This window comes from Wenxinia marina DSM 24838, from assembly GCF_000379485.1.
Classification (GTDB): Bacteria; Pseudomonadota; Alphaproteobacteria; order Rhodobacterales; family Rhodobacteraceae; genus Wenxinia; species Wenxinia marina.
In genome coordinates this window covers 188,073-199,950 of the sequence record NZ_KB902288.1, presented here as the reverse complement: position 1 = coordinate 199,950, position 11,878 = coordinate 188,073, and the positions used below count along the sequence as shown (strand labels likewise).

Annotated in this window: 11 protein-coding genes and 1 tRNA gene; 7 read left to right on the top strand and 5 right to left on the bottom strand. The window is 71.9% G+C overall.

Features of this window, described 5'->3' with window-relative positions; all coding sequences use genetic code 11:
• Positions 1-357: 357 nt before the first annotated feature.
• Positions 358-447 (bottom strand) — tRNA-Ser (locus A37W_RS0110145).
• A gap of 219 nt (positions 448-666) precedes the next feature.
• On the opposite strand from A37W_RS0110145, the gene A37W_RS0110140 reads away from it, so the two are divergent.
• The 7 genes from A37W_RS0110140 (at position 667) to A37W_RS0110110 (ending at position 7,456) form a co-directional block, all read left to right on the top strand.
• Entirely contained in the window at positions 667-1,560 is an 894-nt protein-coding gene (locus tag A37W_RS0110140) for an SPOR domain-containing protein (RefSeq protein WP_047772211.1), read from the top strand.
• Positions 1,561-1,601: 41 nt separating this feature from the next.
• On the top strand, positions 1,602-2,840 hold the full coding sequence (locus tag A37W_RS0110135) for a D-alanyl-D-alanine carboxypeptidase family protein (RefSeq protein ID WP_018302924.1): 1,239 nt from the start codon (positions 1,602-1,604) through the stop codon (positions 2,838-2,840).
• Complete coding sequence (gene tmk / locus A37W_RS0110130) at positions 2,837-3,490, top strand: dTMP kinase (RefSeq protein WP_018302923.1); 654 nt, start codon at positions 2,837-2,839, stop codon at positions 3,488-3,490. Before A37W_RS0110135 ends, tmk begins: the two co-directional genes overlap by 4 nt.
• Positions 3,483-4,613, top strand: coding sequence for a DNA polymerase III subunit delta' (locus A37W_RS0110125; protein WP_026198411.1), 1,131 nt, complete (start codon positions 3,483-3,485; stop codon positions 4,611-4,613). The genes tmk and A37W_RS0110125 overlap by 8 nt, the downstream gene beginning before the upstream one ends.
• Positions 4,614-4,624: 11 nt before the next feature.
• Entirely contained in the window at positions 4,625-5,431 is an 807-nt protein-coding gene (locus tag A37W_RS0110120; protein ID WP_018302921.1) for a TatD family hydrolase, read from the top strand.
• A 284-nt stretch (positions 5,432-5,715) separates the two neighbouring features.
• Positions 5,716-6,513: an MBL fold metallo-hydrolase gene (locus A37W_RS0110115; protein WP_018302920.1), complete on the top strand. Its 798-nt coding sequence runs from the start codon at positions 5,716-5,718 to the stop codon at positions 6,511-6,513.
• Positions 6,514-6,526: 13 nt separating this feature from the next.
• Positions 6,527-7,456: an AEC family transporter gene (locus A37W_RS0110110; protein ID WP_018302919.1), complete on the top strand. Its 930-nt coding sequence runs from the start codon at positions 6,527-6,529 to the stop codon at positions 7,454-7,456.
• On the opposite strand, the gene A37W_RS22810 is transcribed toward A37W_RS0110110, so the two are convergent.
• From A37W_RS22810 to A37W_RS0110090, 4 genes are all read right to left on the bottom strand, one after another.
• Positions 7,453-8,466, bottom strand: a complete 1,014-nt coding sequence (locus A37W_RS22810; protein ID WP_018302918.1) for a Hint domain-containing protein — start codon at positions 8,464-8,466, stop codon at positions 7,453-7,455. The two genes, A37W_RS0110110 and A37W_RS22810, sit on opposite strands and share 4 nt — an antisense overlap.
• Positions 8,467-8,587: 121 nt before the next feature.
• Positions 8,588-9,784: an ABC transporter permease gene (locus A37W_RS0110100; RefSeq protein WP_018302917.1), complete on the bottom strand. Its 1,197-nt coding sequence runs from the start codon at positions 9,782-9,784 to the stop codon at positions 8,588-8,590.
• Positions 9,785-9,788: 4 nt separating this feature from the next.
• On the bottom strand, positions 9,789-11,546 hold the full coding sequence (locus tag A37W_RS0110095) for an ABC transporter permease (RefSeq protein WP_018302916.1): 1,758 nt from the start codon (positions 11,544-11,546) through the stop codon (positions 9,789-9,791).
• Positions 11,543-11,830, bottom strand: coding sequence for a DUF1330 domain-containing protein (locus tag A37W_RS0110090; protein WP_018302915.1), 288 nt, complete (start codon positions 11,828-11,830; stop codon positions 11,543-11,545). Before A37W_RS0110090 ends, A37W_RS0110095 begins: the two co-directional genes overlap by 4 nt.
• Positions 11,831-11,878 lie beyond the last annotated feature (48 nt).

The following is an 11,878-nucleotide window of genomic DNA, read 5'->3' as shown; positions in this document are numbered from 1 at the left end:
CCTCTTTCTGCGTCGATTCCCTTCCCTGATCAGGACGAAGGATTCCCTGTTCGAGGTGCAAATTTCCCTGTTCGATCGCTCAGGGAAATTTCCGACAAGTCCTGATTACGCTCGGTGAAGCGGTCGCCTGTCGGCCCCAAGATCGCCCATGCAGTCAATATTCCCTGTTAATTGGGGGTGATCAGGGAAAACAGCGAAAAGTCGAACCGGCACTTTGGCGGCGCTGAGACCGGCGCGCAAAACCGGCACGGCATGGCCCTCGCGGTGCGTCTCAGGTAAATTGGGACCGTGACAAGCGGCCGAGAACGCGCGGCAATTCGGAGTGAAGTCCGGCGCTACGACGGAGACCGGGGTCGGTGGCGGAGGAGGTGGGATTCGAACCCACGGTGGACTTGCGCCCACGCCGGTTTTCAAGACCGGAGCAATCGACCACTCTGCCACTCCTCCGGCGCGGTCCGGGCGGGGCATAGGCGCAGCTTCACGATTCGGAAAGGCCCCGGCGAAATCCGCCGGACAGCGGCGTCGGAAGCCTTTCGCCCCCGGCGGGCAGGCGCTATGGTCGCGGTCAAAGTCCGGCGGGGAACGCCGACCGGACGGAGCAGCATGTCGAGGGAGGCGGAGTCCGCGAGGGACCGACCGGCCTTCCGGCGGATCAGGGGGCAGGCGATGAGGGGGATCCCGATCTTGGGGCGGAGCGGTCTGGCATCGGGCGTGGCGCTGGCCGCGCTGCTGGCGCTGTCGGCCTGCGACGAGGGCTTCACGCTGGGCGGGGGCGACGGGGCGGACGGCGCGGCGCCGGTGACCACGTCCGCGACCGAGCTGGTCGAACGGGACGTCGAGGCGCCCGAGGTCTTCCAGGTCACCGAGGACGGGCTGTGGGACGGCCGGCCGTCGCTGGGCGGCGTCTGGGTCGCCCACCCCGACGTGGACGAACCCGAGCGCGTCATCATCCGCAACGAGGAGAACGGCGCCTTCGTCATCGGCGCCCTGTTCCGACGCGAGCGCGAGAATATCGGGCCCGCGCTCCAGGTCTCCTCCGACGCCGCCGACGCACTGCAGATGCTGGCCGGCGACCCGACCCGGCTGAACGTCACCGCGCTCCGCCGCGAGGAGCAGGCGGCACCGACGCCGACCGATGCGACCGCGCCCGAGGCCGTCGCCGCGATCGACGCCCCGTCCGAGATCGAGGCGACGCCGCTCGACCCGATCGCCGGCGCCGCCGCCGCGATCGACGCCGCCGAGGCCGACGCCGCGCCCCTGCCCGCCGCGCAGCCGGCCCCGGCGCCGCAGCCGGCCGCCGCCCCGGCGCCCGCCGCCGCGTCGCCGCTGGACCGGCCGTACATCCAGATCGGCATCTTCTCGGTCGAGGCGAACGCGCAGAACACCCGCAGCATGATGGAAGCCGACGGCATCCCGGCCCGCGTGATCAGCCAGGAAAGCCAGGGCCGCGCCTTCTGGCGCGTCATCGTCGGCCCGGCCTCCAGCGAGGGCGAGCGGGCGACCCTGCTCGACCGGGTCAAGGCGGCGGGCTTCGCCGACGCCTACTTCGTCCGCAACTGACGGCGGGGCCGGACGCCCGCCGCCCGACAGGAGGCCCGCCGATGAGACGGATCGCGACCGCCCTTCTCGCCCTGACCGGGGCGCTGTGGTTCGCCACCCTCGCCGCCGCGCAGGGGCTCGAGACCGAGGCCCGCGCCGCCTACGTCTTCGACCAGACGACCGGCACGGTCCTGTTCGAACACAACGCGGACGAGCCGCTGCCGCCGGCCTCGATGTCCAAGCTGATGACGCTCTACATGACGTTCGAGGCGATCTCCCAGGGCCGCCTCGACGTGAACGAGGAACTGCTGGTGAGCGAGCACGCGGCCTCGTTCGGCGGATCGTCGATGTTCCTGCGCGCGGGAGAGAGGGTCCGCGTCGAGGACCTGCTCCGCGGCGTGATCGTCCTCAGCGGCAACGACGCGAGCGTCGTGCTGGCCGAGGCCCTCGGCGGGACAGAGGCGTCGTTCGCGCAGATGATGACCGAGAAGGCCCGCGCGATGGGCATGAACAACTCCACCTTCGCTAACGCCTCCGGCTGGCCCGCCGCCGGCCACGCGATGAGCGTGCGCGACCTCGGTATCCTCGCCGATCACATCATCCGCGACTTTCCGACCTTCTACCCGCTCTTCGCCGAACAGGAATTCGCCTTCGACAACCGCGTGCCGGCCAACAGCCAGAACCGCAACCCGATCCTCGGCCTCGGCATCGGCGCCGACGGCCTCAAGACCGGCCACACGACCGAGGCGGGCTACGGCCTCGTGGGGTCGGCCAAGCAGGGCGACCGGCGGATCGTCTTCGTCGTGACCGGCCTCGACACGACCGAGTCGCGCAGGGAAGAGGCGGAACGGATCGTCAACTGGGCCTTCCGCCAGTTCGCCGAGCGCGAGCTGGGCGCGGCGGGCACCCAGCTGGCCGAGGCCGGCGTCTGGATGGGCGCCGAGACGTCGGTCGGCCTGACCCTGGCCGACGATCTGCGGGTGCTCCTCCCGGCGAGCGGCACCGACGGCTACTCGGCCGAGGTGGCCTATACCGCGCCGATCACCGCCCCCATCGCGGCGGGGCAGGAGCTGGGCGAGCTGAGGATCAGCCGCGACGGCCTGCCCGACATCCGCGTCCCGCTCGTCGCGGACCGCGATGTCGCGCCGGGCGGCGTCGGCGTGCGGCTGCGGACGGCGGCGCAGATCCTGGTGGCCAAGGTGGCGCCGGGCGCGACCCTGCCCGGCATGACGGGCGCCGCACCGGCCGGAGACGAGCCGGCGGCCGCCCCCGAGGCGGAGCCCGCCACCGAGGACTCGTGATCCGACGCGCCTCGGCCCGGCCCGCCCGCTTCGTCACCTTCGAGGGGATCGACGGGTCCGGCAAGTCCACCCAGGCCCGCCGCCTGGCCGAGGCGCTGCGCGCCGACGGCGCCCACGTGGTCCTGACGCGCGAGCCCGGCGGATCGCCGGGAGCCGAGGAGATCCGCACGCTCCTGCTCACCGGCGATCCCGCCCGCTGGTCGGCCGAGACCGAGATCCTGCTCTTCACCGCCGCCCGCCGGGACCACATGGAAAAGACCATCCGTCCCGCGCTGGCCGCCGGCCGCACCGTGATCTCCGACCGCTTCGCCGACTCCACCCGCGTCTACCAGGGCGCCACCCGGGGCGACCTGCGGGCGGTCGTGGACCGCCTGCACGAGACGATGATCGGGCAGGAGCCGGACCTGACCTTCGTGATCGACATGGATCCCGCCGACGCCCTCTCCCGCGGCCTCGCTCGCCGCTCGGGCGAGGACCGGTTCGAGGAGTTCGGCCTCGGCTTCCAGGAGACGCTGCGCCACGGCTTCCTCGCCCTCGCCCGCGCCCACGCGGACCGCTGCGTCGTGATCGACGGCGGCCGCCCCGAGGCCGAGGTCGCGGCAGAGGTCGCGGCGATCGCCCGCGGCCGCCGTGTGGCGAACGATGGCTGAGGCCGACCTGCCAGAGCCCGACCGGCAGGAGGGCATGCCGCACCCGCGCGAGGCCACGCGCCTCGTCGGGCAGGAGGCGGCCGAGGCGGCGTTCCTGTCTGCCTTCGCGTCCGGCCGGCTCCATTCCGGCTGGCTGATCACCGGCCCCCGCGGCGTCGGCAAGGCGACGCTGGCCTACCGCATCGCCGCATTCCTGCTGTCGCAGCCCGCCCCCGGCGCCGAGGCGGGTCTGTTCGGCGCTCCGCCCCCGCCCGCGACGCTCGACCTGCCGCCGGACGACCCCGACCTCCGGCTCCTCCGCGCGGGCGCGCATCCGCGGCTCAAGATCCTCCGCCGCGGGACGACCGAGAAGGGCGACCGCCTCGCCCAGGTCATCACCGCCGGCGTGGTGCGCAGCCTGAAGGACTTCTTCCACATGTCCTCGGCCGATGGCGGGCGGCGCGTCGTCATCGTCGATTCCGCCGACGAGATGAACGTCCAGGCCGCGAACGCCCTGCTGAAGGAGCTGGAGGAGCCGCCCGCAGGCGCCACCCTCCTGCTCATCTCCCACCAACCCTCCGCGCTCCTGCCCACCATCCGCTCGCGCTGCCGGACCCTGCGCCTCGCCCCCCTGCCCGCTCCCGCGCTCGCCGAGGCGCTGACAGGCCTCGGCGTCGAGACCCGGGCGCCCGAAGCGCTCGCCGTGCTGGCGGCGGGGTCGGTGGGAGAGGCGGCGCGGATGCACGCCGCCGGAGGGCTCGACCTCTACGCCGACCTGGTCGCCCTCCTCGACCGGCTGCCCCGCCTCGACCGCCCCGCCGCGATCCGCCTCGCCGAAAGCGCCGCGGGACGGGCGGGCGAGACCCGGCTCGGCCTGCTCCTCGACCTGATCGACGTGTTCCTCTCCCGCGCCGCCCGCGCCGGCCTGGCGGGCGAGCCGGACACGCAAGGAGCGCCGGGCGAGGCGCGCCTCCTCGCCCGCCTCGCGCCGGACGCCCGCGCCGCCCGCGACTGGGCCACGCTGCAGCAAGGCCTCTCCGCCCGCGCCCGCCACGCCCGCGCGGTCAACATCGACCCCGCGGCGCTGATCCTTGACATGCTGTTCGCCATCGAGGACACGGCCCGCCGCACCGTCCCCGCCTGAGGAGGCACCCCATGCCGCCCGAGCCCATGCCGCCCGAGATCGTCGACAGCCACTGCCACCTCGACTTCCCCGACTTCGAGGACGAGCTGCCGGACGTGATCGCCCGCGCCCGCGCCGCCGGCGTCACGCGGATGGTGACGATCTGCACCCGCCCCCGCTCGGTCCCCGCCGTCCGCGCCATCGCCGAGGCCCATGACGGCGTGTACTGGGCCGCCGGCATCCACCCGATGTCGGCGCACGAGCAGCCGGTCGTGGCGGTGGAGGACATCCTCGCCTGGGCCGAGCACCCGAAGATGGTCGGGATCGGCGAAACCGGCCTCGACTACCACTACACGGCCGAGACGAGGGAGGTGCAGCAGCGCTCCCTCCGCGTCCACATCGAGGCCGCGCGCCGCACCGGCCTGCCGCTCATCATCCACGCCCGTGACGCCGACGAGGACATGGCCCGCATCCTGTCGGAGGAGCACGCCGCCGGCGCCTACCCCTGCGTGATGCACTGCTTCTCCTCCGGCCGGGCGCTGGCCGAGACGGCGCTGTCCCTCGGCTTCTACCTCTCGATGTCCGGCATCGCCGCCTTCCCGAAGAGCGCCGAGCTACGCGAGATCCTCGCCGCCGCCCCCCTCGACCGGATCCTGGTGGAGACCGACAGCCCCTACCTCGCCCCGCCGCCCCACCGCGGCAAGCGCAACGAGCCGGCCTACACGGCCCAAACGGCAAGGGTCGGCGCCGAGACCTTCGGCCTCTCCCTCGAGGACTTCGCCGCCGCCACCTCCGCTAACTTCGACCGCCTCTTCACCCGCGCCGCCCGCCCCGCCTGAGCGCCCCTGCCGCGATTCGGCGGAGGGTCAAGGACGCCGCAGGCGCCGGCGAAGCCGGGTATCCTTGACGCTGCGCCGAATCGTGAGGAGCATCGAACAGGCGCGTTCAGGGCACGCCTGCCCCTGAACCGCCTCCCCAGCAGACTCCCCGCCCTCTCCCCTCACGCCACGCCCGCGGCGGACTCGCCCACCGCCGGGGACGGCGGGCGGGCGATGGCCGGCAGGCCGAGGCCGCACGCCGTCCCGCCCTTGCACCCGCCCGGCAACCGCTTCAAGACGGGCCCATGGCCATGCGCACCTTCACCATCCTCGGCTGCGGCTCGTCCGGCGGCGTGCCGCGGCTCGGCGGGCACTGGGGCGCGTGCGACCCGGGGAATCCGAAGAACCGCCGCCGCCGCTGCTCGATGCTGGTGGAGCAGGAGGGGCCGGACGGCACCACGGCGGTTCTGATCGACACCTCCCCGGACCTCCGGGCCCAGCTCCTCGATACCGGAACCGGGCGGCTGGACGGGGTGATCTACACCCACGCCCACGCTGACCACGTCCACGGGATCGACGACCTGCGGATGATCGTCTTCAACACCCGAGAGCGGCTGAGGGTCTGGGCCGACGGCCCGACCTCGGACTCGCTCCTCTCCCGCTTCGGCTACGCCTTCGTCCAGCCCGAGGGCTCGCCCTACCCGCCGATCCTCGACCTTCATTCCATCGACGGTCCGGTCACCGTGGACGGCGCCGGCGGGCCGGTCACCTTCGAGCCGTTCGAGGTGGACCACGGCGCGATCGACGCGCTCGGCTTCCGGATCGGCGGGCTCGCCTACCTGCCGGACGTGGCGACCATCCCCGACGCCGCCTGGCCGATGCTGGAAGGCCTCGACGTCTTCATCGTCGACGCGCTGCGCCGCGAGCCGCACCCGACCCACGCCCACCTCGCCCGGGCGCTGGAGTGGATCGAGAGGGCGCGGCCGAAGCGCGCCATCCTGACCAACATGCACATCGACCTCGACTACGAGACGCTCCTCGCAGAGACGCCGGACCACGTGACGCCCGCCCACGACGGCCTGCGCATCGTCCTGCCGGCCTGAGCGACGGCCCGCGATGACCGACGTCCTCGCGATCATCCTCCCGGTCTTCCTGGTCCTCGGCTTCGGCTACGTCGCCGTCTGGCGCGGCCTGATGAGCGACGAGCATGTCGACGGCCTGATGCGGTTCGCCCAGGGGTTCGCGCTGCCGTGCCTTCTGTTCCGGGCGATGTCGACGCTCGACCTCGGCCAGACCTTCCACCCCGCGCTGCTGGTCTCGTTCTACGCCGGCGCGGTCGCGGGCTTCGTGGTGGCGCTGTTCGGCGCGCGGCTGCTGTTCGGGCGGCCGTGGGAGGATTCCATCGCCATCGGCTTCGTCGGGCTGTTCTCGAACTCCCTCCTCCTCGGCGTGCCGATCACCGAACGCGCCTACGGCACCGAGGCGCTCGAGGCGAACTTCGCCATTGTCGCCATGCACGCCCCCTTCTGCTACGCCCTCGGCATCACGGTGATGGAGGTGGTGCGCGCCCGAGGCGAGAACCTGGCGCGTTTGCCGGCGCGGGTCTTCGGCGCGGTGTTCCGCAACGCGCTGGTCATCGGCATCGCCCTCGGCCTCGCGGTGAACCTCACCGGCGTGACCGTGCCCGAGGTGGTGGCCGAGGCAGTGGATCTGATGGTCCGGGCGGCGCTGCCGGCGGCACTGTTCGGCCTCGGCGGCATCCTCTACCGCTACCGCCCCGAAGGCGACCTGCGGGTGATCCTGTTCGTCATTGCGGTGTCGCTGGTGCTGCATCCGGCAATCACCTGGACGCTCGGCCGGGCCTTCGGGCTGGAGGTGCCGGCGCTGCGCTCGGCCGTCGTGACGGCGGCGATGGCGCCGGGGGTCAACGCCTACCTCTTCGCCAACATCTACGGCGTGGCCAAGCGGGTGGCGGCCTCCTCGGTCCTGATCGCGACGGCCCTGTCGGTGCTGACGGCGTCGGTCTGGCTGTCGATCCTGCCCTAGTCGGCGGGGACCAGCAGCCGCGCCGCCGCGCCGCCAACCTGCGGCCGCGCCAGGGGCGGCGCTCCGCGGCCCGCGAGTTCGGGAAAGATCGCGTCGATCTCGGCCCGCGCCTCGTCCGACAGGCTGCCGCGGGCGCGGTCGCCGAGATAGAGGCTCTCGGCCGGCGTGCCCTCCGCCAGCAGCAGATGGTGATCGTCCAGCAGCAGGTGGTGGTACTCCACGCTGTCGCACGGGGCGAGCGCGATGCGGTCGCCGTCCACCAGCCGCACGGCGGGGACGAGGACGCCCGGCAGGCCGAAGAACAGCTCCGCCCGCCAGCCGGTCAGGTAGAGGCGATGCTGGCGCGAGACATAGAGGTCGCGCCGGTTGCCGAGCGTAGCGGCCGCGATCCGCACCGGCGCGAAGGCGCCCTGCCCCGTCCAGCGCCGCCCGCCGCGCCAGCGCACCGGCCGCGCCCCGCCGTCCAGCGTCATGACCAGGTCGCCGACGGCGATCTCCTCCACCGGCCGCTCGCCGCCCGGCACGGCGATCCTTGTGCCCGCGGCAAAGCAGACGGGCGAGACGTAGGTGGAGGCGTCGTACTTGGGATAGTCCGCGCTCGACACCACGGTCAGCGGCTTGTCCACCGGTGGCCACGACCCCGGCGGGCCGAGGAAGGCCAGCCCCTCGACCGTGGCGTAGGCCGGGCTGGAATCGTTCACGTTGAACCCGACCATCTGCCAGGTGGTCGTCCCATCCGAGACGGTGATCGTGTACTCGGCCTCCACGACCTTGCCGGCGGCGTAGGTCACGCCGTCGATCGTGGTGGGGGCGGCCAGGGTCTGGCCGCTGTCGTTGTCCTCGAATGCGGCATCGTTGTCGTTGAGCGCGACGCCCTGCCAGTTCGTGCTGTTCAGCGTGAGCGTGCGGCCGATCAGGTGCGAGCCGTCGCCCTGCGTCATGCCGTCGAGCTTGCCGCCACCGCTGATGGTCATCTGCGACTCGGGCAGGAAGTAGATCGTGTAGGACAAGGCCGGCTCCTCGATACGAAGCCGGTCTTAACCGTGAATTGTCGCCTATTTGCGGCGCCGACGGGCCGTCCGGATGACGCGGGCCGGATGACGCGGGCCGAAGGGCCTTCCCCCGGCCGGATCAGCCGGGCGACATTCCCCGCAGCCTCTCGGACCGCCGACGCAGGATTTCCAGCGTGGCCAGCAGCAGGATCGAGATCGTCACCAGGATCGTCGCCACGGCGAGGATCGTGGGGCTGATCTGCTCGCGCAGGCCGATGAACATCTGCCACGGCAGCGTCTTCTGCCCCGCGCTGCCGACGAACAGCACGACGACCACCTCGTCGAACGAGGTGATGAAGGCGAACAGCCCGCCCGAGATCACGCCCGGCAGGATCAGCGGCATCTGCACCCGGAAGAACGTCGTCACCGGGTCGGCGCCGAGGTTCGCGCTCGCCCGGGTGAGCGAGCGGTCGAAGCCGACGAGGGTCGCCGTCACCGTGATGATGACGAACGGGATGCCGAGGGCGGCGTGGGCCAGCACGATGCCCCAGTAGGTGCCCTGCAGCCCGACGCGCGAATAGAAGAAGTACATCCCTGCGGCCGAGATGATCAGCGGCACGATCATCGGCGAGATCAGGATCGCCATGATCGCGCGCCGGAACGGCACGTGGCTCTGGCTGAGGCCGATTGCGGCGAGCGTGCCGAGCGCGACCGACAGGATCGTCGCCACGGGCGCGATCTTCAGCGAGTTCCACATCGCCTGCTGCCAGTCCGAGCTGGTGAAGAAGTCGCGGTAGTGCTTGAGGCTGTAGCCCTCGGGATCGAGGGCCAGCATCTCGGGCGTGAAGGTGAAGAAGTCCTCGGCGTTGAAGCTGAGGGGGATGACGACCACGATGGGCGCGATCAGGAAGAAGAAGATGAAGCCGCAGATGAACAGGAACGTGTTGTGCCACAGGACCTGGCCCGGCGTGGCGTAGGCCGGCACGCCCTTGCGGTACGCCCCCGAGGCCAGCCAGTAGGCGATCCAGCTGAGCACCGCGCCGATCAGCAGTCCGGCGACGAGGCCGCCGACGCCGCCCAGCAGCAACAGGAACACCCCGATCAGCGCGATCGCCGCCCAGCGTCCGGCGGTGCGGTTGTCCGCCAGCGGCCCCGCCGCCGCCCAGGCGAAGGCAGCGCCGATCGCCGCCCCCACCAACGCGCCCAGCCAGCCGTTGCCCAGCGCGTTGCCGGCGATGTACCCGAGGACCAGCCCCGCCAGCGCGGTCAGCGCGATCGGGAAGCCGGGACCGCGCAGCGGCTTCATCGGTGCGGTGTCGGTGGATGCCACGGCCATCGGCTCAGCCCCCCAGCTTGACGTTGTCGATGCCGACGATCCGGTCGTACAGCCAGTACAGCGCCAGCACGAGCACCAGCAGGATCGAGCCGAGCGCGGCCGCGAGGCCCCAGTTCAGCGACGTCGAGATGTGATAGGCGATCCGGTTCGAGATGAAGACGCCCTTGGTGCCGCCGACGATCTCGGGCGTGATGTAGTAGCCGATCGCGAGGATGAAGACGAGGATCGAGCCGGCGCCGATGCCCGGCACCGACTGCGGGAAGTAGACCCGCCAGAACGCCGTCCAGTCGGTGGCGCCGAGGCTCTTGGCCGCGCGCAGGTAGCTGGGCGGAATCGTCTTCATCACCGAATAGAGCGGCAGGATCATGAACGGCAGCAGGATGTGCGTCATCGCGATGATCGTGCCGGTCGCGTTGTTGATGAGGATCAGCCGCCCGCCGTCGCTGACGATGCCCAGCCAGACGAGGATGTCGTTGATCACCCCCTGCTGCTGCAGCAGCACCTTCCAGGCGCTGGTCCGGACGAGGAGCGAGGTCCAGAACGGCAGCAGGACGAGGATCATCAGCACGTTCGCGGTGCGCAGCGGCAGGTTCGCCAGCAGCCACGCGACCGGGTAGCCCAGCAGGATGCAGGACAGCGTGATCGTCAGCGACATCACCAGCGTCCGGACGAACAGCGTGCGGTAGATCTGTTCGTCCTCGGGCATCGCCGAGACGCCCTCCGGGTTCAGGCTGTAGTCCGCGGCCGACAGGAAGTAGCCGGACGTGTAGGGACCGCCGAAGGCCTTGATCGTGCCCCACACGTCGAGGCTGCCCCAGTCCTCGTCCATCTCGAGGAAGGCGTCGCGGAACGAGAAGTCGGCGGTGCCGGGCGGCAGCGCGGCCTGCGCGGCGCTCAGCGCCTCGGCCTGCGCGCCCGAGAAGGCGGACGGCGCGTCGGGATTGGCGGCGAGGTCGAGCGCGAGGGACAGCCAGACGGCCTCCCACGGGTCCTCCTCGGCCGGCGGGTCCTCGTCCACGCTCCAGGTGTAGAGGGCGAATTCGGTGTAGGCGACGGCGGTGCGCGGCAGCGCCGCGGCGGCGGCGGCGGAGGGCCAGGTCTCGTCCGGCATCGCCAGCGGCTCGCCCGAGATGATGCGGGCGCGGGCGCGCGCGTCGGCCAGCAGGTCGGTGTCGGCCGCGGCCTCGTCGCCGGTCAGCATCAGGCCGGCCCAGAACGCGCTGTCGTCCCATGCCTCCGAGCTGTCCTCGATCGCCTCGATCTGCGCCTCGCCGATGTCCGCGACGCCGCGGCCGGCCTGGCGGAACAGCGACGAGATGCCCGTCGTCTCGTAGTTCAGACGCCCGCCGAGCCGGGTGTGGGTCTTGGCCTCGGCCGCGAGGAACATGTCGGAATAGAGCGCGTCGTACGCCGCCTCGTCCGGCGGCTCGCCGTCGGCGAAGGTCCAGTCGTCCAGCGCCGCGACGGTGCGCGGCAGCGTCTCGCCCACGATCTGGTTCTCGACCGAGCGGAACAGCATGTCCGCGATCGGCGCGACGAAGGTGATGAGGATGAACAGCAGCAGCGGCGCGACGAGGGCGAGCGCCCGCAGCTTCTGCCGGCGCAGGGCGCGGTTCAGCGAGCGCCTCAGCGGCGTCCCGTCGGCGGCGAGCATCGGGCCGTCGTGAGGCCCGTCCTTGGCCGCGGCCCGGTCGGCGTTGCGGAGCGCGTTGTCCGGCGTGGCGCCGGAAATCTGGTCGGGGCCCAGCGGCGTGTCGGTCATGTGCCCTCCACCACGAGGATGACGCTGTCGGCGGTGCGACGGCGGATGTCGGCGACCTCCTGGTAGCCGGGGTCGTTGTAGGCGTCGAGCGCCTGCTGGTAGCTGTCGAACTCGATCACCACGTGGCGCTGGAAGGTCTCGCCTTCCATCACCTGCGCCTGCCCGCCGCGGACGACGAACCGTCCGCCGAGCGCCTGCAGGATCGGCGTGTCGCGTTCGATGTATTCGCGGTAGGCCTCGGGGTCCCGCACCGTGATGTGGCCGATGATGTAGCCCTTGGGCATGGTCCCTCCGCGGTCGTGGGGGGCGGGCCCGCGGGCCCGCCCGGTGGC